22 protein-coding genes are annotated in these 19,350 nt (G+C 60.3%); 11 read left to right on the forward strand and 11 right to left on the reverse strand.

Going from position 1 to position 19,350, the window contains the following annotated elements; translation table 11 throughout:
- Positions 1-14 precede the first annotated feature (14 nt).
- From BMX68_RS16485 to BMX68_RS16515, 7 genes are all read right to left on the reverse strand, one after another.
- On the reverse strand, positions 15-839 hold the full coding sequence (locus BMX68_RS16485) for a methyltransferase domain-containing protein (protein ID WP_060782611.1): 825 nt from the start codon (positions 837-839) through the stop codon (positions 15-17).
- A gap of 16 nt (positions 840-855) precedes the next feature.
- Positions 856-1,248 (reverse strand): DUF1641 domain-containing protein, encoded by a 393-nt coding sequence (locus BMX68_RS16490; RefSeq protein ID WP_017133501.1) that lies wholly within the window; start codon positions 1,246-1,248, stop codon positions 856-858.
- 25 nt (positions 1,249-1,273) lie between these two features.
- Positions 1,274-2,464 carry an NAD(P)/FAD-dependent oxidoreductase gene (locus BMX68_RS16495; protein ID WP_017133500.1) on the reverse strand — a complete coding sequence of 397 codons (1,191 nt, stop codon included), beginning with the start codon at positions 2,462-2,464 and terminating at the stop codon, positions 1,274-1,276.
- Between the two features lie 219 nt (positions 2,465-2,683).
- Positions 2,684-3,691, reverse strand: coding sequence for an SMC-Scp complex subunit ScpB (gene scpB / locus BMX68_RS16500; RefSeq protein ID WP_060782612.1), 1,008 nt, complete (start codon positions 3,689-3,691; stop codon positions 2,684-2,686).
- An 11-nt stretch (positions 3,692-3,702) separates the two neighbouring features.
- Positions 3,703-4,521 (reverse strand): segregation and condensation protein A, encoded by an 819-nt coding sequence (locus BMX68_RS16505; protein WP_017133498.1) that lies wholly within the window; start codon positions 4,519-4,521, stop codon positions 3,703-3,705.
- Positions 4,522-5,151, reverse strand: coding sequence for an L-threonylcarbamoyladenylate synthase (locus BMX68_RS16510; protein ID WP_017133497.1), 630 nt, complete (start codon positions 5,149-5,151; stop codon positions 4,522-4,524).
- 13 nt (positions 5,152-5,164) lie between these two features.
- The gene (locus BMX68_RS16515; RefSeq protein ID WP_017133496.1) at positions 5,165-6,031 is read right to left on the reverse strand and encodes a PHP domain-containing protein; all 867 of its coding nucleotides are present in this window, start codon (positions 6,029-6,031) and stop codon (positions 5,165-5,167) included.
- An 84-nt stretch (positions 6,032-6,115) separates the two neighbouring features.
- On the opposite strand from BMX68_RS16515, the gene BMX68_RS16520 reads away from it, so the two are divergent.
- From BMX68_RS16520 to BMX68_RS16545, 6 genes are all read left to right on the forward strand, one after another.
- Positions 6,116-6,712, forward strand: a complete 597-nt coding sequence (locus BMX68_RS16520) for a septation protein A (protein WP_026013352.1) — start codon at positions 6,116-6,118, stop codon at positions 6,710-6,712.
- A 1-nt stretch (position 6,713) separates the two neighbouring features.
- Positions 6,714-7,013, forward strand: a complete 300-nt coding sequence (locus BMX68_RS16525; RefSeq protein WP_017133494.1) for a YciI family protein — start codon at positions 6,714-6,716, stop codon at positions 7,011-7,013.
- A 110-nt stretch (positions 7,014-7,123) separates the two neighbouring features.
- On the forward strand, positions 7,124-7,531 hold the full coding sequence (locus BMX68_RS16530) for an SH3 domain-containing protein (protein ID WP_017133493.1): 408 nt from the start codon (positions 7,124-7,126) through the stop codon (positions 7,529-7,531).
- 34 nt (positions 7,532-7,565) lie between these two features.
- Complete coding sequence (locus tag BMX68_RS16535) at positions 7,566-8,243, forward strand: response regulator transcription factor (protein ID WP_017133492.1); 678 nt, start codon at positions 7,566-7,568, stop codon at positions 8,241-8,243.
- 247 nt (positions 8,244-8,490) lie between these two features.
- The gene (locus BMX68_RS16540; RefSeq protein WP_017133491.1) at positions 8,491-8,916 is read left to right on the forward strand and encodes an LTXXQ domain-containing protein; all 426 of its coding nucleotides are present in this window, start codon (positions 8,491-8,493) and stop codon (positions 8,914-8,916) included.
- Between the two features lie 75 nt (positions 8,917-8,991).
- A complete protein-coding gene (locus BMX68_RS16545) occupies positions 8,992-10,326 on the forward strand; it encodes a sensor histidine kinase (RefSeq protein ID WP_017133490.1) in 1,335 nt (444 codons plus the stop codon).
- A 235-nt stretch (positions 10,327-10,561) separates the two neighbouring features.
- Here BMX68_RS16545 and BMX68_RS16550 read toward each other — a convergent pair whose 3' ends face one another.
- Positions 10,562-11,122 carry a nitroreductase family protein gene (locus tag BMX68_RS16550; RefSeq protein ID WP_017133489.1) on the reverse strand — a complete coding sequence of 187 codons (561 nt, stop codon included), beginning with the start codon at positions 11,120-11,122 and terminating at the stop codon, positions 10,562-10,564.
- A 118-nt stretch (positions 11,123-11,240) separates the two neighbouring features.
- Here BMX68_RS16550 and BMX68_RS16555 point away from each other — a divergent pair, with 118 nt between their 5' ends.
- The gene (locus BMX68_RS16555; protein WP_017133488.1) at positions 11,241-12,695 is read left to right on the forward strand and encodes a TrkH family potassium uptake protein; all 1,455 of its coding nucleotides are present in this window, start codon (positions 11,241-11,243) and stop codon (positions 12,693-12,695) included.
- On the opposite strand, the gene BMX68_RS16560 is transcribed toward BMX68_RS16555, so the two are convergent.
- Positions 12,652-13,713, reverse strand: a complete 1,062-nt coding sequence (locus tag BMX68_RS16560; protein ID WP_039792811.1) for an AraC family transcriptional regulator — start codon at positions 13,711-13,713, stop codon at positions 12,652-12,654. The two genes, BMX68_RS16555 and BMX68_RS16560, sit on opposite strands and share 44 nt — an antisense overlap.
- Positions 13,714-13,871: 158 nt before the next feature.
- On the opposite strand from BMX68_RS16560, the gene BMX68_RS16565 reads away from it, so the two are divergent.
- On the forward strand, positions 13,872-14,183 hold the full coding sequence (locus BMX68_RS16565) for an Mpo1-like protein (RefSeq protein ID WP_017133486.1): 312 nt from the start codon (positions 13,872-13,874) through the stop codon (positions 14,181-14,183).
- Positions 14,184-14,315: 132 nt separating this feature from the next.
- Here BMX68_RS16565 and BMX68_RS16570 read toward each other — a convergent pair whose 3' ends face one another.
- Positions 14,316-15,137 carry a UDP-2,3-diacylglucosamine diphosphatase gene (locus tag BMX68_RS16570; RefSeq protein ID WP_017133485.1) on the reverse strand — a complete coding sequence of 274 codons (822 nt, stop codon included), beginning with the start codon at positions 15,135-15,137 and terminating at the stop codon, positions 14,316-14,318.
- A gap of 222 nt (positions 15,138-15,359) precedes the next feature.
- On the opposite strand from BMX68_RS16570, the gene BMX68_RS16575 reads away from it, so the two are divergent.
- Both BMX68_RS16575 and BMX68_RS16580 read left to right on the forward strand, forming a co-directional pair.
- A complete protein-coding gene (locus tag BMX68_RS16575; RefSeq protein ID WP_017133484.1) occupies positions 15,360-16,250 on the forward strand; it encodes a DMT family transporter in 891 nt (296 codons plus the stop codon).
- Between the two features lie 147 nt (positions 16,251-16,397).
- Positions 16,398-16,694 carry a hypothetical protein gene (locus tag BMX68_RS16580; RefSeq protein ID WP_017133483.1) on the forward strand — a complete coding sequence of 99 codons (297 nt, stop codon included), beginning with the start codon at positions 16,398-16,400 and terminating at the stop codon, positions 16,692-16,694.
- A 62-nt stretch (positions 16,695-16,756) separates the two neighbouring features.
- Here BMX68_RS16580 and BMX68_RS16585 read toward each other — a convergent pair whose 3' ends face one another.
- Positions 16,757-17,041, reverse strand: coding sequence for an Rdx family protein (locus BMX68_RS16585; protein WP_017133482.1), 285 nt, complete (start codon positions 17,039-17,041; stop codon positions 16,757-16,759).
- 67 nt (positions 17,042-17,108) lie between these two features.
- Between BMX68_RS16585 and BMX68_RS16590 the strand changes: the two genes are divergently transcribed.
- Positions 17,109-19,298, forward strand: coding sequence for a patatin-like phospholipase family protein (locus BMX68_RS16590; RefSeq protein ID WP_017133481.1), 2,190 nt, complete (start codon positions 17,109-17,111; stop codon positions 19,296-19,298).
- Positions 19,299-19,350: the final 52 nt, after the last annotated feature.

Consider the following 19,350-nt stretch of genomic DNA (forward strand, 5'->3'; position numbering starts at 1 on the left):
CGCCGCCTTCGCGCTCAAACAGTCGCGAGAATGAAGATCCGTTTGAACGGAAACAGGGTGCATCCATTCCCTTCCGGTGGGTAATCCTGATGAACACGTGGCAGATAGTGATCGAGAAATCTTTGCCGTTCTTGCTCGTCCAGTGCCAGCAGCACTGGACGTAATGCCGAGACCTTGACCCAGTCGAAGATCGGTGAGTTGCCCTCGACTATCTGTAAGTGCTCTGTTTCCCAGATATCCACGTCCTTGGTCAGCGGAGCCAACAAACGATAGTAATCGTCTAGTGACAGCACCGAACGCTCGGCCATAGACCGTCGCAGTTGCAAATCCCCCAGTGGTCCGTTATTGATACCGCCGTGCTCAAGGGTTTCCAGCATCAATTGATACCAGGGTGCATCACGCCAGTTGGGCATATGCGCCGCCAGGCAGCCACCGGGATTGAGTTGTGCCAATAAATGTGGCAGCAACACCTTGTGATCTTTGATGAAGTGCAGCACCGCCGCTGCAAACAACAGGTCTGCTCGCTGATCGGCCTTCCAGACTTGTAGGTCGCATGCCTGCCAAAACGCTTTGATTGGCAAGCTCCGGGCCTCTTCGAGCATCTCCGTCGAGTTGTCAACGCCGGTCAGATCAGCCTCTGGCCAGCGTGTGGCTAACAATTGAGTTGCAATCCCGGTGCCGCACCCCAAGTCATAGATTCGTTTAGGATGTTCTAGATTGACCTGGTTTAACAATTCCACCACTGGTCGTTCTCGTAGACGGGTGAATTTGAGGTATGCCTGGGGATCCCATTGGGTACTGGCAGTCCTTGCCGTTGACGGCTGAGGCTTGATAAGCATGAGCTAGTCCTTTAGATCAAAGTTGCTTTCCGATGACATTCAGTGTTCTGAGTATCAGTGCTATCCCTCGGCGGGTGTCCGTTTCACGCAGCAACGACAGTAGCCCAAAGAGACTGGGGGGACCTTCCTCCGCCGTGGTCTCAGCCTTGGCCATACGCAACGCATTGCCAAAGCTCCAAGAGACAGCAGTCGCGCTCTCGAACAACCCGGCAAGCTTTTCCACCAAGGCAGAATCCAGCAGATCCACCAGGTCGGAAATCAAAGCTAGAGCATCGGCAATATTATCCATGCGACCGCCGTCCAGCAGAGGTTGTAGCTTGCCAAGCAGCGCCTCGAGCCCTGCATTGTGGCCAGGCGATAGAACGTTGGCAGTGGTATTGATTTGCGGCAACTCATTGGCGACATCCATGACTTTCACTCATCCGTATGCAGGTTCAAAGCATTCCCCGAGCCACGGCCCAATACAGGCCGCGGTTGAATCCGTTGCGAAGCAGCCCGCCTAGCTTGCTCGGCGGAGTCGGCAGAACATCATGTGTGTAGTCGTACCACAGCGGCATCCCGCCATTGAGCCCCATCTGTGCCACCGCTTGGACGCGCCCGTCATACACCGCGCAGGGCGCCCCCAGACGGATTTCGGCAGCGATGTTATTGGCGATGACCGGAGCTTGGTTGTGGCAGGCTCCTCCCGCCTTGCTGATAGGTAGATCCACTGTGTCACCTATTACATAGACGCCTTCCAACCCATAGACTTGTAGCGTTTCATGATGGGTCGGCAACCAACCTTCGTCATGCTCGGCCTGCGATGCACCACTCTCGAGTACCACATCCACCGCACGAATGGGGGGTGTCGCCATCAGAATATCGAAGGGTTGCTCGTCACCTTCTTCGGAGTAGGCAATACGCCGCCCTGGATCGACCTTGCTCAAGGTAAAACCGCGCTGAAAGCGGATGTTTTTCTGCTCGAAGATGCTTGGAAGAATCTCGCCAGTCGGTCGCTGTAAGAACAAACAATTGCGCAGGAGTTGGGCGGTGGTGGGATAGGTGTAAATGATTTCAACCTTATCCCGCACGCCGCGACGACGCAGGAAGTCGTCCAGCATCAAAGTCGTCTCCACCGGAGCGATACCGCATTGGTGCGGAACATTTGGCGTCTTGGGGAAAGACACCGTAATAAAGATTCGGCCCTTTTCTATGGTGCTCAAGCGCTGGGCCAATTGCCGTGCCGCTGGGTATTGATAGAAGTGGTCGCCCGCCTCTTTAAGCCCCTCGATGCGCTCGGGAGCTGGAATGCAACCTGTTGCGATGACTAGAAAATCGTAACCATGACGTTTGCCGCCGCGGGTCTGCACGTACTGTCCGGAGAAGTCGAAGCGCGTGACTTCGTCGACTTGAAAGTCAATTTCCGGGCGCAACAATGAACGCTCCGGACGCTTTAGCTCCTCTTCAAAGAACTGATTGAAGGCCACGTACATAAACGCGGGTTTATAAAAATGATCAGGCGAATTCGATAGCAAGGTAATGCGTACCTCACCGCGCTGAATCTCCGAATAGAGCTTGTTGACCAACTGGTTGGCAAGCATCGTGCCGCCAACACCGCCACCGACAATAATAACCTGCTTGGCCACCCGTCACCTTCCTTGGTTTAAGTTCGATCCATCGGATGGAAATTAGACGATTTCTGAAAAGAGCTAAGAATAATAGGCGATTAAAACAGCTTGGCTAATTACCACCTAACAGGCTGGTTTTTATGTCCTGCGCGTCGTTTCCACACCTCGAAAGGGCGTTGATCAGAGGTAGTCGGTTTTTGGGGCACATTGCGGCCCATCCGCCTTCCAGGGCAAAAGTCAATCCTCCCACTGACGCCGTTCGTTCTCGATGGCTTCGGCCAGGGCCTGGGCCTCTGCTTCTTCATCACTCAAATCGGGCGGGGCGGCGACGTTCAGCGCGGCGACCGCGGCCAGCAGCCGCTCGCGAGCCTCGGCGGCGCCGACTGAATCTTCCTCCGGTTCATCAGGCACTTCGGCGGAGCGAAGATCCGGATCCAACCCGTCACGCAGCTCCTCGACCTCTGCGGGCAGCTCCAGCTCGGGTTCCCTGCGCGACTCCCCGCTCGGCACCGGGCTTTCGCTATCTCTGAGCAAATCGTCGAAATCGGTCTTGATGCCTTCCTCCATCGAATCCAGCTCCAGCAGCAGGGTATGAAAGCTGGTTTCTTCCTTCTGCTCCTCCACCGCCTCCGGATCGGCGCTGGCATCGGCCAGGGCTTGAAGGCTTTCGGGCACCGGCGCATCCTCGAAATCGAGCACCGGGTCCGGCTCAAGCTCACGCAGCTGCGCCAGCGGCGGCAAATCGTCAAGGTTCTTCAAGTTGAAGTGGTCGAGAAAGGCCTTGGTGGTGGCAAACATCGCAGGCTTGCCCGGCACCTCGCGATAACCGACCACCCGAATCCATTCACGCTCCAGCAGGGTCTTGACGATCTGGCTGTTGACCGCCACCCCGCGCACATCCTCGATCTCGCCCCGGGTAATCGGCTGGCGATAGGCAATGAGTGCCAGGGTTTCCAGCATCGCCCGGGAATAACGCTGTGGACGCTCCTCCCAGAGCCGACCGACCCAGGGCGAGAACTTTTCGCGAATCTGCAGGCGATAGCCGGAAGCCACTTCCTTGAATTCAAAGGCACGGCCATCGCAGGACTTGGCGAGGAGCGTCAGGGCTTTCTTGAAGACTGCCGGCTCTGGGCGCTCGGCTTCCTCGAACAGCTCGTACAGGCGTTCCAGCGATTGCGGCTTTCCCGAGGCCAACAGAAAAGCTTCAAGCAGCGTAGCCAGCTCGCGGGGTTCAGTCAGATTCATTGATTCGCTCGTTATTCGGCTCGGGCCCGCACATGGATTGCCCCGAAGGGCTCATTCTGCACCAGCTCGACCAGGGATTCCTTGACCAGTTCGAGGATTGCCATGAAGGTCACAACCACACCGAGCTTGCCTTCCTCGGCGCTGAACAGCTCGACAAACGGCACAAAACCACCGCCCTTGAGCCGGTCGAGTACATCGCTCATGCGCTCGCGGGTCGACAGTTGTTCACGGCTGACCTGATGGCTTTCGAACATGTCGCCACGGCGCAACACTTCGGCCATGGACAGCAATACTTCTTCCAGGCTGACGTCCGGCAGTAATTTGCGCGCTCGCGCTTGCGGCGCGTCGAGCTTAGGCACGACGACATCGCGCCCCACCCGGCTCAAGCCATCGATGCCTTCGGCAGCCGCCTTGAACCGCTCATATTCTTGCAGGCGACGGATCAGTTCGGCACGCGGATCGCCCTCCTCCTCCTCGACGTCAGCCGAACGCGGCAGCAGCATCCGCGACTTGATCTCGGCGAGCATGGCCGCCATTACCAGGTATTCGGCTGCCAGCTCCAGGCGCACCGACTGCATCAGTTCGACATAGCCCATGTATTGGCGAGTGATTTCCGCCACCGGAATGTCGAGAATATTGATGTTCTGCTTGCGGATCAGGTATAGCAGCAGGTCCAACGGGCCTTCGAAAGCTTCGAGGAAAACCTCCAGGGCATCCGGCGGAATATACAGATCCAGCGGCATTTCCATGACTGCCTGGCCGTAGACCATGGCAAAGGGCAGTTCCTGCTGCGCTCCAGCCTGGCTGTCGACGGTTTCAACGGCGGACATTCAGGCCTCGCCCCCAAAGGGTGCCGGATCGCCGCAACCGACGCGCACCACTTGCGGCTCGCCATCGGCCAGGTTGATCACGGTGGACGCCTTGATCCCGCCGAAACCACCATCGATGATCAGCTCGACCTGATGTTCGAGCAACTGGCGGATCTCGTAGGGATCAATCATCGGATCGCTGTCGCCGGGCATGATCAGGCTCACGCTCATCAGCGGTTCGCCCAGCTCGGCCAGCAACGCCAGGGCAATCGGGTGGCTGGGGATACGCAGGCCGATAGTGCGTTTTTTCGGGTGCAGCAGCAGCCGCGGAACTTCCCGTGTTGCGTTCAGGATAAAGGTATAGGGCCCCGGCGTATGCGCCTTGAGCAGACGGAACAGGCCGGTGTCGACCTTGGCGAACAGGCCCAGTTGCGACAGGTCGGCACAGATCAGCGCAAAGTTGTGTTTTTCGTCCAGTTGCCGCAACCGCCGCACGCGCTCGACCGCAGTCTTGTCACCGATCTGGCAGCCGATGGCATAGGACGAGTCGGTCGGATAGATCACCACCCCACCTTTGCGAATGATCTCCACCGCCTGCTTGATCAGGCGCGCCTGCGGGTTTTCCGGATGAATCTGGAAAAATTGACTCACATTTTCTACCTGTTCAGACGCATTCGGTTGTTGGCTGGGCATAGTTGAACCGACACCAAAGCGGCGGTAGATCTTCGGGAAGCGGGCGATACTCGCCGATCTCGGACCAACCTCCGGGGCCATGAAAATCACTGCCGGCACTGACCAACAGCCCGAACTCACGGGCCAGGATCGCCAGGCTGCCGACCTGCTCGGCCGGCTGGCGCCCGTTGACCACTTCAAGCGCCTGGCCTCCTGCTTGAATATAGTCGGCAATCAACCTGCGGCGCTTGCTGCGGGTGAAATCGTAGTGCCAGGGATGCGCCAGGCTGACCCAGGCGCCGGCTGCGCGCAGGGTGCCGACGGTGTCGTCCAGGCTCGGCCAGTGCAGTTTGACATCCCCCAGCTTGCCGGCTCCCAGCCATTTGCGAAAAGCTTCGGCACGGTCCTTGACGAAACCTTCGCGTACCAGGAAGTCGGCGAAATGCGGCCGCGCCGGCGCATTACCGCTATCGCCCAGTTCCCGCTGGATCGCCCGCGCACCTTCCAACGCGCCCGGCATGCCCTTGAGGGCCAGCTTGCGGCTGATTTCCTCGGAGCGCAGCCAACGACCCTCATGCAACCTGGCGATAGCCTCGACCAGAACGGGTGCATTCGCATCAAAGCCATAACCCAGCACATGGATGGTCGCGCCACCCCAGGTGCAGGACAATTCGACGCCATTGACCAGTTGCATACCCAGCACATTGGCCGCGACACGGGCCTCTGCAAGGCCTTCGAGGGTGTCATGGTCGGTCAGCGCCAGGACTCGCACGCCTTTCTCGTGCGCGCGGGCAACTAGCAGCGCGGGCGCGAGGGCGCCGTCGGACGCCGTGCTATGGCAATGCAGGTCGATTTCCACGGGAACTGAATAACCTCTAGGTGGCGCTTTCGCTGGCAAGTATGTTTGTTATTATGCCGCTACATCCTGCTTCTGGCTGCCACTGTGAAACAATTCATCGATTTCATCCCGTTGTTCCTGTTTTTCATCGTCTATAAAATCGAACCCCGCATCCTCGACATCGCTGGCGAGAGTGTGACGTTCGGCGGTATCTACAGCGCCACGGCGGTACTGATCATCAGTTCCCTGGTGGTCTATGGCGCCTTGTTCGTCAAGCAACGCAAGCTGGAGAAGAGCCAGTGGCTGACGTTGATCGCCTGCCTGGTATTTGGCAGCCTGACCTTGGCCTTCCACAGCGAAACCTTCCTCAAGTGGAAGGCTCCGGTGGTCAACTGGCTGTTCGCCCTGGCCTTTGCCGGCAGCCACTTCATTGGCGACCGCCTGTTGATCAAGCGCATCATGGGTCACGCCCTGAACCTGCCGGAGCCGGTCTGGACACGCCTGAACGTCGCCTGGATCGTGTTCTTCCTGTTCTGTGGCGCGGCCAACCTGTTCGTCGCGTTCACCTTTCAACAGTACTGGGTCGACTTCAAGGTATTCGGCAGTCTGGGCATGACGTTGCTGTTCCTGGTCGGCCAGGGCATCTATCTGTCCCGTCACTTGCACGACGCCGACCCCGCTACGCCAAAAACCGAGGACTGACATGCTCTACGCAATCATTGCCACCGACGTCGAGAACTCCCTGGAAAAACGCCTGGCGGCGCGTCCCGCGCATATCGAGCGCCTGCAACGGCTCAATGCCGAGGGCCGCGTGATCCTGGCCGGCCCGCATCCAGCCATCGACAGCAACGATCCGGGCGCGGCCGGTTTTACCGGCAGCCTGATTGTCGCCGAGTTCGAGAGCCTGGCCGCCGCCCAGGCCTGGGCCGATGCCGATCCGTTTGTCAGCGCCGGTGTCTACGACCATGTACAGGTCAAACCCTTGCGCCAAACCATGCCCTGAGTCGCCGCTGGTGCGATGACTCGCCGTGGAGCATCGCGCCTGCAATCGCTCATTATTCTCCTTCGACAGCCGACAACGTTCTGAATACCGATTGGAATCAGGAGTTTCCGATGCGTAAAGGTCCGTTGTGTCTGCTGTGTGTCATGTTATCGATTGGGGCAATCGCTCAGGCTGAAGAAAGCGGCGCGGGGGCTACCACCCCCCTGTCCCTGAGTGTCGGCGGCCAGATCACCGATTTGCGCCAACGCCTGAAAGAAAGCGAGCGACTGCGTGAAGAATTGGGCAAGCAACTGGCCAACACCGACGCCGAACGCGAAAGCGTTCAACTGAGCCGGTTGCGTCAGGAAAACCAACGCCTCAAGCTACAACTCAGGGAGGCGCAGGCCAGCCCGGCGTCCCGTCTGCTGACCGACCAGCAGCAATGGTTCGTTACCGGTGGCGCAGTTGCACTCCTGGCCCTGCTCTGCGGTATCTTCGCGGGTGGCGGACGCAGAAAGCGCCGGCAATGGTTGAATTGAGAACGCCATCGGGCGATCTGTTATCGAGAACTTCATGAGCGACCTGTTACTGATAGACGATGACCAGGAGCTGTGCGAGCTCCTGAGCAGTTGGTTGAGCCAGGAAGGCTTTCAGGTACGTGCCTGCCACGACGGCCTCAGTGCGCGTCAGGCATTAGTCGACAGCACCCCGGCAGCGGTGGTACTGGACGTGATGCTGCCTGACGGCAGCGGCCTTGAACTGCTCAAACAGTTGCGCGGTGAGCATCCGGAATTGCCGGTGGTGATGCTTTCGGCCAGGGGCGAACCCCTGGATCGCATCCTCGGCCTGGAACTGGGAGCCGACGATTACCTGGCCAAGCCCTGTGATCCACGGGAGCTGACCGCCCGCTTGCGCGCGGTGCTGCGCCGTAGCCACCCGACTGCGACGCCGAGCCAGCTGGCCCTGGGGGATTTATGTTTCAGCCCGGTGCGCGGCGTGGTCACCATCGACCAACAGGATTTCATTCTGACCGTCTCCGAAAGCCGCCTGCTCGAGGCCCTGCTGCAACAGCCGGGAGAGCCGCTGGACAAGCAGGAACTGGCGCAGATCGCCTTGGGCCGCAAGCTGACCCTCTATGATCGCAGCCTGGACATGCACGTCAGCAACCTGCGCAAAAAAATCGGTCCGCACGCCGATGGCCGACCGCGCATTGTCGCGCTACGCAGCCGGGGTTATTACTATGCGCCGTAAGCCATCCCTTTCGGGTAGGAACGCCGATCGACGCTCGATTGCCGGCCACGACGGTCGGAACGCCGTCAACTTGCGTCCTCAGCGTCAGCCCGCCGACGCCTGCAGATAATTGCGACTTCGTGGCCAATGTCAGCGCCCTGTGCCAACCTCTTTACCCAAGCTTTACCCTGCGCTGACCGCCGCTGACCTTGATCTCCTTAAGCTGTACCCATCCGGACCGACCGGACCCCAGACAAGGAGAGACACCATGCGCAAGACCCTTATCGCCCTGATGTTCGCTGCTGCCCTGCCGACCGTCGCCATGGCCATGCCCAGAGATACTGGCGCCATGGGTGGCCCTCACAGCGACCTGCATCAGTGGAGAAGCCCTTACAGTCAACTGGACCTGAGCCGCGAACAGCGCCAGCAGATTGGCAAGCTGATGGGCGAGCAGATGCACAGCCGCAAGGCTTTGGCCGAGAAGTACCTGGCAAAGCTCCCGGCAGCCGACCAAACAGCCTTCAAGAACGAGAAAGACGCCGCTCGCCAGAAGACCCAGAGCGAAATCCGCGCCCTGCTCAAGCCCGATCAGCAAAAGGCCTTCGACGAAATCCAGAAAAAACGCGCCGAACGCCGTGCCGAATGGGCAGAATTCAAGGCCTGGAAAGCACAGCAAGCGCAAAAAGCGCAATAATCCACGCCACACCGAGCCCGACGGCCAACCCCGTCGGGCGTTCCCTCTTTGCATCCGATGGTTTGAGGAATTGCTGTGCGATCACTGTTCTGGCGCGTCCTGGCCAGCTTCTGGCTGGCCATTGCCCTTGTCGCGGGGTTGTCGATTCTGCTCGGGCACATACTCAACCAGGACGCCTGGATCCTCAGCCGGCATCCCGGCCTGGCAACCCTGGCCGAAGAATGGACCCAGACCTACGAGAACCAGGGCGAAGAAGCCGCCCAGGAGATCCTGGAACAACGCAAACAGCAGTATCACATCAATGTCCAGGTCCTCAACGAAAGTGGCGACCCGGTCGTGCGGGGCACCTTTCCACAACGCGCAGCCGCCTTCGAGGCCCGGCAAAACAACGATGACCGTCGATTGCCATGGCGGCGCCTGACCGCCGAATACACCAGCCCGAAAAGCGGCGACACCTACCTGTTGATCTACCGTATTCCTCATCCCGAATTGGATGCCTGGCACCGCGAAAGCCTGCTCTGGCCTCTCAGCGCCCTAGGTATCGCCCTGGTGGTGCTGACCTTGTTCAGCCTGCTGGTGACGCTATCGATCACCCGTCCACTGAGCCGCCTGCGCGGCGCGGTGCACGACCTGGGCCAGGCCACCTATCAACAGAACAGCCTGGCGAAACTGGCGGCGCGGCGCGATGAGTTCGGCGTGCTGGCCAGAGACTTCAACCTAATGGGCGCCCGCTTGCAGAGCCTGATCGGCAGCCAGCGCCAGTTGTTGCGCGATGTCTCCCACGAACTGCGCTCGCCGCTGGCGCGTTTGCGAATCGCCCTGGCCCTGGCCGAACGTTCAGGTCCCGCAGAACGTGAGCGGCTTTGGCCGCGGCTGACCCGCGAATGCGACCGTCTGGAAGCGCTGATCAGTGAGATTCTGGCCTTGGCTCGGGTCGATGCCGACCAGGCCAGCACCGAAGAAGTCGACCTCAACTCGTTGCTGACAGACCTGCAAAGGGAAGCCGTGCTCGGCTCACCGCAACAGCCGGTACAACTGGATGTCGAGCAAGCTCTGCGCTTCAGGGGCTGGCCGACCATGATCGAACGAGCCTTGGACAACCTGCTGCGCAATGCCCAGCGCTTCAACCCTGAAGGTCGGGTCATCGAAGTCGTAGCGCGGCGCCAGGGCGAACGAATCGAAATCAGCGTCCGCGACCATGGCCCCGGCGTCGAGGCCGAGCACCTGGCGCAGTTGGGCGAACCGTTCTTCCGTGCGCCGGGCCAGACTGCGCCGGGCCATGGCCTGGGCCTGGCAATTGCCCGCCGGGCAGCGGAACGGCATGGCGGCGGCCTTGTTCTGATGAATCATCCCGAGGGAGGGTTCGTTGCCAAACTCGATCTACCGTTGGAGCCCGGAGCGGTAGTCTAGTGGCCTGTACGGTGAGTTCGTTAGCTCAAGGTCGGATGCCATAAGTCCATGGCCAAAGCGCTGTGACGAGTCATAGCCGGGCTATGGCGAGGAACAGCAACGCAGGCCAGGGATTTAGGGCGCCGAAATGGACTCATAGAACTCACCACACAGGCCACTCGTGACCGCTGTTCAGGGTGCGCTGGACGCGACCAAGGCACGCATCTCGTCCATCGCTTCATCATCAGAAAACGTTTCAGGCCGACCAGGCGCTGACGAACTCCGTCAGATCAACCTTGGGCGCCGGACGCAGTTCGTTCTGTGGTGTGCCCAGGTAGAGGAAGGCGATCACCTCTTCATCGTCGCTCAAGCCCAGACCCTTGGCCACATGGCGCGAGTAGGACAGCTCGCCAGTGCGCCACACCGCACCGATGCCCTGGGCATGCGCCGCCAGCAAAATCGCATGGGCCGCGCAGCCGGCCGCCAGCACCTGCTCCGACTTCGGCACCTTGAAGTGCGCCTGCAGACGCGCAACCACGACCACCACCAACGGTGCTCGCAACGGCATTGCCAAGGCCTTGTCGAGCGCCGCCTGGGTCACTTCGCCATCTTGCTGTCGTACCGCCTCGGCCAGTAATTGCCCCAACTGCTCGCGGGCAGTACCTTCCACCGTCAGGAAGCGCCAGGGCCGCAATTGCCCATGATCTGGCGCGCGCATGGCCGCGGCGAACAGGATGTCGCGCTGGGCCGGCGTCGGCGCCGGGTCCAACAGACGCGGGGCGGAAACACGGTTAAGCAAATTATCGAGAGCCTCCATCGGCCACCTCCTCGGGAAAATGTGCGGTTATTTTAGCCATATCCGTAGCGGCCTTGGCGGTTTACATGGACAGGCTCACAGGTAGAATGACGGCCTTCCCCTGCCCCGAGCTTATTTCATGGCGTTGCCGACCCTGCGCATCATCGGTTTCATTATCGGCATCTTCCTGATTACCCTGGCTATCAGCATGGTCGTGCCCATGCTGACCCTGGTGATTTTCGAACGTACCGGCGACCTGCCGCCGTTTCTCTGGGCCAGCACCATGACCTTTATCGCCGGCCTGGCGCTGGTGATCCCAGGGCGCCCCGAGCAGGTACACCTGCGCCCCCGGGACATGTACCTGCTGACCGTCTGCAGTTGGGTGGTGGTGTGCATCTTCGCCGCCCTGCCCTTTCTACTGACGCTGCACACCAGCTACGCCGACGCCTTCTTCGAAAGCATGTCAGGCATCACCGCCACCGGCTCGACGGTGCTCAGCGGCCTGGACGGCATGTCCCCCGGCATCCTGATCTGGCGCTCGCTGTTGCACTGGCTGGGGGGGATCGGCTTTATCGGCATGGCGGTGGCGATCCTGCCGTTGCTGAGGATCGGCGGCATGCGGTTGTTCCAGACCGAATCTTCGGACCGCTCGCAAAAAGTCATGCCGCGCTCGCATATGGTGGCGCGCCTGATCGTCACCGCCTATATCGGCATCACTGTCCTCGGTAGCCTGGCCTTCTGGTGGGCCGGCATGAGTCTGTTCGATGCGATCAACCATGCGATGTCGGCAATCTCCACCGGCGGTTTCTCCACCTCCGACCAGTCCCTGGCCAAATGGCGGCAGCCAGCGGTGCACTGGGTGGCGGTGGCGGTGATGATTCTGGGCAGCCTGCCGTTCACCCTCTACGTCGCGACCCTGCGCGGGCACCGCAAGGCGTTGATCAAGGACCAACAGGTGCAGGGCCTGCTCGGGTTGTTGCTGGTCACCTGGCTGGTGCTCGGCACCTGGTACTGGTGGACCACCGACCTGCATTGGCTCGATGCCTTGCGCCATGTGGCGCTGAACGTGACCTCGGTGGTCACCACCACCGGCTTTGCCCTGGGCGACTACAGCCTGTGGGGCAATTTCTCGCTGATGCTGTTTTTCTACCTGGGATTTATCGGCGGCTGCTCAGGGTCGACAGCGGGGGGGATCAAGATTTTTCGTTTCCAGGTGGCCTATATCCTGCTCAAGGCCAACCTCAACCAGTTGATCCATCCACGGGCGGTGATCAAGCAGAAGTACAATGGTCATCGGCTCGACGAGGAAATCGTCCGTTCGATCCTGACCTTCTCGTTCTTCTTCGCCATCACCATCTGTGCGATTGCCCTGGCCCTGTCGTTGCTCGGCCTGGATTGGATGACCGCCCTGACCGGCGCAGCCAGCACCGTGTCCGGAGTCGGACCGGGCCTGGGTGAAGTGATCGGCCCTTCGGGCAATTTCGCCAGCCTACCGGACGGAGCCAAGTGGATCCTGTCCCTGGGCATGTTGCTGGGTCGACTGGAGATCATCACAGTGTTCGTGTTGTGTATTCCAGCCTTCTGGCGTCACTGATCGTCGCCATCGTCCCCAGCAACCGCGCCCGGTACTCGCCGGGCGTCACTTCGAACCAACGCCGAAACGCGCGGAAGAAGTTGCTCGGGTCGGCAAAACCCAGCAGATAGGCGATTTCCAGCAGGGTCATGCGTGGCAGCGCCAAGTATTGCTCGGCCAGCTCGCGACGCGTGTCGTCAAGCAGTGCCTGGAAACTCGTGCCTTCTTCCTGCAAGCGCCGCTGTAGGGTGCGCTGCGACAGGTGCAGGGTCTGCGCGACTCGCGCGCGTTTGGGCTCTCCCTGGGGCAGCAACCGGCACAACACCTGGCGCGCCTTGTGGGTCACTCGGCTCTCGGAGAAGCGCGCCAGGTATTCCCCGGCGAAGCGATCATGCAGCAAGGCCATCGCTTCATTGGCCGTCGGCAGCGGCATTTCCATATCGGCTTTTTCGAAAATCAGCGCGTCGTAGGGTGAGTTGAACACCAGCGGCGCGTGAAACGCTTCTTTGTAGGGCTCGATGTTTTCCGGCTGGGCCCCCTGGACCAAGACCTTGCGCGGTTGCAGCCTGCGCCCGGTCAGCCAGCCGCACAACGCCAGCGCACAAGCCAACGACGCCTCGGCACTCTGCCGGGTCGGCGGCAGGTGATCGCCGTGTACAGTCAGGATCAGCGCGTACCCCTCGGGCAGCAAGCGAAAGCTCAGGTCCGCGCTTTCGGCGATGATTCGCTGGTAACGCACCAGGCGCATGAAACCTTCGGCCAGGGTCCGACTGGACATCAACGCGTACCCGGCCACATGAAAGGACGCCGGACGCACGACCTTGCCCATGTTCAAGCCAATCGCCGGGTTGCCGGAAAGCTCTACCGCGCGCTGCCAGAGGCGTGTCATGGCGTCCTGAGGGAAACGTGCGTCAGGGTCCTCCAGCGCCGCGTAATCGAGCCCTACCTGCTTGAAAAGAGCACGGCAATCCAGACCGTCCATCTCCAGTGCTTTGACAATCCCCATCGCCCAGCTTGCAGAAGTCGTTCTTTCGCTCATGGCCTTTTCTTACATGATAAGCCGCATATTACGACTGACGGCCTAAGGATACTAAAGTGGCGCCTATTGTCACTGGTGGTTACAGCGAATGACCCTAGACTCAAATAAGCTCCCCGCGAAGCTCTCACCACCCGTCGTCGAAGTACGGAGCCTACACAGTGGAAAACCCAAGGAAATTCAACAGCTTTACCGAGTTCTATCCTTATTATCTGAGCGAGCACGGCAACAGCAGCTGCCGGCGCCTGCATTTTGTCGGAACCAGCCTGGTCATCTTCATTCTCGCCCTGGCCATCGGGCGCTCGGCCTGGTGGTTGCTGTGGGTCGTGCCGGTGGCCGGCTACAGCTTTGCCTGGGTTGGGCATTTTTTCTTCGAAAAGAATCGCCCGGCAACTTTTCAGTATCCTTTCTACAGCGTGCTGGGCGATTTCGCCATGTACCGCGACATGCTGCTGGGTAAGGTGCCGTTTTAGGGTCTGTACGAACTGCTTTCGAGCGAAGGATAGGCAAGACACCGACCAGCAAGTGCAGTCGACCGCCGTCAATGAGCCTTAGGGACCTGCTTGCAACGCCGCATGGGCGAGCGCGGATCTACGTCGAAAAAACTATCCCACCCGCGCAACCTTCTCCAGTTCCAACTTGAGCTGCGCCTCGCGGGCATGAGCATCGGCCAGTCGATACAGTTCGATGGTGCCATCCCAGTGCTCGATCAGCGCCGTGCAGGATTCGACCCAGTCGCCGCAGTTGAGGTATTCCACTTCGCCGACCTGGCGAATCTCGGCATGGTGGATATGCCCGCAGACCACGCCATTGAGCCCGCGCTTCACACATTCGTGAGCGATGGCCTCCTCGAAATCACTGATAAAGCTGACCGCGGTCTTGACCTTGTGCTTAAGGTAGGCCGACAGCGACCAGTAGCCATAACCGTAACGCGCCCGCCAATGATTCAGCCAGCGGTTGAGGGTCAGGGTGAACTCGTAGGCCCAATCGCCGAGAAAGGCCAGCCAACGGTGGTAACGGGTGATGACGTCGAACTGGTCGCCGTGGATCACCAGGAGCTTGCGACCATCGGCAGTGACATGTACAACCTCGTCCACCAGTTGGATATTGCCGAGGATCAACTTCGAATAGCGGCGTAGGAATTCATCGTGGTTACCCGTGACATAGATCACTTCGGTGCCACGCTTGCTCATGGTCAGCAGGCGACGAATCACGTTGGTGTGGGCCTGCGGCCAATACATGCCGCCGCGCAACTTCCAGCCATCGATGATATCCCCGACCAGGTAGATCCGGTCGGCGTGATAGCCCTTGAGGAACTGTGACAGGTGCTCCGCCTGGCAATCACGGGTGCCGAGATGCACATCGGAAATCCACAGGGTTCGCACACGCTGCTTACGGCTGGGTTTGGCGAGCTCCGCACGGGTCATGGGCATTCTCCGGATTTTTCCTGAGCTTGCACCGGAGCCATTAATGCTCCATGACAATCGCACGACGGTCTGATGACAATCGCCACGTCGCAAGCCTGACGACCATTGACACGAGGCACACGACAGACAGTAACATCACTGGCACTCTAGCGGCTTGTATGGCTGATTCTGTCAGTCAATTTCGGCTCTACAAGCCCCTGACCCGCGTGTCCAAGGACTGCAATGACTCCCCGCTCCGCCCTCGGCGCCCTACATATCGGCGCATTGATGTTCGGCCTGACCGGCGTGTTCGGCAAACTCGCCGCCACCTCTCCCGCCATCATCGTCTTCGGTCGTGCCACCTTTGCCGTGCTCGCCCTTGCGCTGTTCGCCGGTCTGGCCGGCAACGGCGGCTGGCAGCGCCTGCAGGCCCAGGACTGGCGCCGACTGTTGCTCAGCGGCCTGCTGTTGGCGGGACACTGGGTGAGCTTCTTCATTGCGGTGAAAGTCGCCGGTGTCGCTATCGCCACCCTGGGCTTTGCCAGTTTTCCGGCCTTTACCGTGCTCCTCGAAGGGTTGATTTTCCGTGAGCGTATCCGTTTGAACGAGATCCTCCTGGTGCTGCTAGTCAGCGTCGGATTGGTGCTGGTCACGCCTGATTTCGACCTCGCCAGCCAAGCCACCAGCGGCCTGCTCTGGGCGGTGTGGTCGGGACTGCTGTTTGCCCTGTTGTCGCTGGCCAATCGGGCCGGTTCCCAACGGATTGCGCCAGTGCAGGCGGCGCTGTGCCAGAACCTGGTAGTCGCCGCTTGCCTGCTACCCTGGGCGGCGTCTGGGCTGGGCGAAGTCCGGGCACTGGACTGGCTGTGGATCGGTCTGCTCGGAATCTTCTGCACCGGCCTTGCCCACAGCCTGTTCGTCGCCAGCCTGGCGGTAATCAAGGCCCGCACTGCCGCCGTGGTCTTCGCCATGGAGCCGGTGTACGGCATCAGTGCCGCCTGGTTATTGTTCGACGAAAATCCGAGTCCGCGCATGCTGCTCGGTGGCGCGTTGATCATTGTCGCGATCGTGTTGTCGAGCGTGTTGGGCCAGGCATCCGCTCCCAAAACCACGGAAGTGGCTTCGACCCATTGATTTGCGGAGACTGTCCTATACTTGGAGCATCCGCAACAGCCAGCCGTCGTTATCCGGATAACCAGGGCTGCTCGGCGACAGCGGCAGTGTTCCAGGCAGTAGCTCGATGCCAGTTGCCCTCCTACTCAAACTGTGGAGGGTTTATCCATGGAATTCATCAGTCTCCTGATTCAACTGATCAGCGGTGCCGTGGGCGGCAATGTCGCGGGCGCGGCCAGCGGTAAATACAGCCTCGGCCCCTGGTTCAACTCAGTGGCGGGCGGGGTTGGCGGAGCGTTGCTGGCACAGGTGCTCTCAGCCCTTACCAATGGCACCCTGGGCGGCAGTGTCGCCGGCATGGACCTGACAGCCATTGTCAGCAGCATCGCCAGCGGTGGTGTCGGCGGCGCACTCCTGACCCTGATCGTCGGTTTTATCAAGGCCAAGCTCAAGACCACCGAGTAAGCCCATGGTTGAACGGTCGATCACCACAACGTCAGCGCCGTGCGGCAATGACGTTGTCGACCTCAGCGCGATTCGTTATGACCCAGGTCACGCTCGGGGTCGATCCGGTCGCGCACACGCTGCTTGAGCACCTTGGCCTCGGGAAAGCCACCGTCCAGTTTGCGCTCCCAGATCTGCACCGTATCGCAGGTAATGCGGAACACCCCGCCAGTCCCTGGCTGCAGAGAGACCTTGCCGAGATCCCCGGCGAAAGTGCTCAACAATTCCTGGGCCAGCCAAGCGGCGCGCAGCAGCCATTGGCACTGAGTACAGTAGGTGATGACGATTTCCGGTTTACCTGCGGACATGATTGACTTGGGCTCCTGGGTGGTTGGGTGCCGTTATAATAACGCCCTTTGTTCCTTGAGATCCGTGATGCGCCGCCTGCTGTGTTGCCTATTGCTCTGCCTGCTTCCCGTCCTGTCGCACACCGCCGAACCTCCCCGGCCGAAGGTCGGCCTGGTGCTGTCCGGTGGCACGGCCCGAGGCCTGGCGCATATCGGCGTACTCAAGGCCCTCGAGGAACAGGGTATCCACATCGACGCTATCGCCGGCACCAGCATGGGCGCGGTGATCGGCGGCCTGTATGCCTCCGGCTACAAGATCGACGAACTGGAAAAGCTGGCCCTGGATATCGACTGGAAACGCACGCTGTCCGACGATCCGCCACGCGAGGACATGCCCTTTCGGCGCAAACAGGATGATCGCGACTTCCTGGTGAAACAGAAACTCAGCTTTCGCGATGACGGCAGCCTCGGCCTGCCACTGGGGGTGATCCAGGGACAGAACCTGGCCCTGCTGCTCGAAAGCATGCTGGCCCACGCCAGCGACACGGCTGATTTCGACAAACTGCCGATTCCGTTCCGTGCCGTCGCCACCGATATCGCCAGCGGTGAAAAAGTCGTGTTTCGCAAGGGCTACCTGCCCACAGTGGTCCGCGCCAGCATGTCGATCCCGGCGGTGTTCGCCCCGGTCGAGCTGGATGGCCGGCTGCTGGTAGATGGCGGCATGACCGATAACATCCCCGTGGATGTGGCGCGGGAAATGGGCGTCGATCTCGTCATCGTGGTCGACATTGGCACCCCGCTACGCTCGCGTAAACAACTGACCACGGTGGTCGACGTGCTGAATCAGTCAATCACCCTGATGACCCGGCGCAATTCGGAGGAGCAACTGGCAACCCTGCAACGCGACGACATCCTGATCCAGCCGAGCCTGGCCAATTACACCGGGACCGACTTTGGCCGAGCTCAGGAGATCATCGATGCCGGTTATCGGGCGACACGTGTTCTCGACGCACGCCTGGCCTCGCTGCGCCCGGCGCAAACACTCGATCCCGAATTGAATGCCGCTCGCACCCCCCAACAACGCACACCGATCATCACTGCCATCAAGATCGAGAACGACTCGAAAGTCGGCGACTCGGTGATTCGCTACTACATCCGCCAGGCCCTGGGTAAACCGCTTGACCTGGGCCGCCTGCAAACGGATATGGGCACGCTCTATGGCCTGGACTACTTCGAGCAGGTGCAATACCGGGTGGTACACAAGGGCCAGGACAACACCCTGGTCATCAACGCACGAGGCAAACGCAGCGGTACCGACTACCTGCGCCTGGGACTGAACCTGTCCGACGACCTGCGCGGCGACAGCGCTTTCAATATTGGTGCCAGCTATCGGGTCAACGGCATCAACCGCCTCGGCGGCGAGTGGCTGACACGCTTGCAGATCGGCGACACACAGGACCTCTACAGCGAATTCTACCAGCCTCTGGACGAGGGCTCGCGCTACTTTGTCGCGCCTTACGTCAATGCCCTGTCGCAAAACGTCGAGGCCACACTCGACAGTGACCCCATCGCCGAGTATCGGCTGGAACGTTATGGTTTGGGCATAAACCTCGGACGGCAGATCGCCAATAACGGTGAAATCCGCTTCGGCATCGGCGAAGCCTGGGGCAAGGCCGATGTCAAGATTGGCGATCGCGACCTGCCGCGGGTGAGCTTCAGCGAGGGCTTCTACCAGTTGAAGTATTCCTTCGACTCCCTCGACAACGTTTACTTCCCCCACAGCGGCGAGGACATCGGTCTGAGTTTGCGGCAGTTCGACCCCAACCTCGGTTCCGATCAACGCTACCGGCAGTGGGAGATGAAACTGGACAAAGCCCTCAGCCGGGGGGCGGACACCTGGATCCTCGGCGGTCGCTACGGGCGTACCCTGGACAAGTCCGAAGTGGTGACGTCGAGCTTCCTGCTTGGCGGTGCCCGACAGTTGTCGGGTTTTCGCCAGGATTCGCTCAGCGGGCAGAACATCAGTTTAATGCGCGCCGTGTATTACCGGCGTCTCACTCCGCGCGCCTACCTGCCGCTGGACTTCCCGCTATATATGGGCGCCTCGCTGGAACGTGGTCGGGCCTGGAACAATGACAACCCATTCGACAGCGGTTACATCAACGCCGCCAGTATCTTCCTTGGCTTCGACACACCACTGGGCCCGCTGAACTTCAGCTATGGCATCAATGACGACAACCAGCAAGCCCTCTACCTCAACCTCGGGCAAACCTTCTGAAGCCCGAAACGACAACGCCACGCGCAGGGGTGCGGCGTTGTCGTCTCGGGCG

It is taken from the genome of Pseudomonas agarici, assembly GCF_900109755.1.
GTDB lineage: Bacteria > Pseudomonadota > Gammaproteobacteria > Pseudomonadales > Pseudomonadaceae > Aquipseudomonas > Aquipseudomonas agarici.

Excerpts from the sequence above, each read along its gene's own strand:
- BMX68_RS16485 (WP_060782611.1), bottom strand. The coding sequence starts at position 839 with ATGCTTATCAAGCCTCAGCCGTCAACGGCAAGGACTGCCAGTACCCAA.
- BMX68_RS16535 (WP_017133492.1), top strand. The coding sequence starts at position 7,566 with ATGAGCGACCTGTTACTGATAGACGATGACCAGGAGCTGTGCGAGCTC.
- BMX68_RS16585 (WP_017133482.1), bottom strand. The coding sequence starts at position 17,041 with ATGTCCGCAGGTAAACCGGAAATCGTCATCACCTACTGTACTCAGTGC.
- BMX68_RS16555 (WP_017133488.1), top strand. The coding sequence starts at position 11,241 with ATGGCGTTGCCGACCCTGCGCATCATCGGTTTCATTATCGGCATCTTC.
- BMX68_RS16540 (WP_017133491.1), top strand. The coding sequence starts at position 8,491 with ATGCGCAAGACCCTTATCGCCCTGATGTTCGCTGCTGCCCTGCCGACC.
- BMX68_RS16550 (WP_017133489.1), bottom strand. The coding sequence starts at position 11,122 with ATGGAGGCTCTCGATAATTTGCTTAACCGTGTTTCCGCCCCGCGTCTG.
- BMX68_RS16490 (WP_017133501.1), bottom strand. The coding sequence starts at position 1,248 with ATGGATGTCGCCAATGAGTTGCCGCAAATCAATACCACTGCCAACGTT.
- BMX68_RS16575 (WP_017133484.1), top strand. The coding sequence starts at position 15,360 with ATGACTCCCCGCTCCGCCCTCGGCGCCCTACATATCGGCGCATTGATG.
- BMX68_RS16560 (WP_039792811.1), bottom strand. The coding sequence starts at position 13,713 with ATGAGCGAAAGAACGACTTCTGCAAGCTGGGCGATGGGGATTGTCAAA.
- BMX68_RS16570 (WP_017133485.1), bottom strand. The coding sequence starts at position 15,137 with ATGACCCGTGCGGAGCTCGCCAAACCCAGCCGTAAGCAGCGTGTGCGA.
- BMX68_RS16590 (WP_017133481.1), top strand. The coding sequence starts at position 17,109 with ATGCGCCGCCTGCTGTGTTGCCTATTGCTCTGCCTGCTTCCCGTCCTG.
- BMX68_RS16580 (WP_017133483.1), top strand. The coding sequence starts at position 16,398 with ATGGAATTCATCAGTCTCCTGATTCAACTGATCAGCGGTGCCGTGGGC.
- BMX68_RS16525 (WP_017133494.1), top strand. The coding sequence starts at position 6,714 with ATGCTCTACGCAATCATTGCCACCGACGTCGAGAACTCCCTGGAAAAA.
- BMX68_RS16530 (WP_017133493.1), top strand. The coding sequence starts at position 7,124 with ATGCGTAAAGGTCCGTTGTGTCTGCTGTGTGTCATGTTATCGATTGGG.
- scpB (WP_060782612.1), bottom strand. The coding sequence starts at position 3,691 with ATGAATCTGACTGAACCCCGCGAGCTGGCTACGCTGCTTGAAGCTTTT.
- BMX68_RS16505 (WP_017133498.1), bottom strand. The coding sequence starts at position 4,521 with ATGTCCGCCGTTGAAACCGTCGACAGCCAGGCTGGAGCGCAGCAGGAA.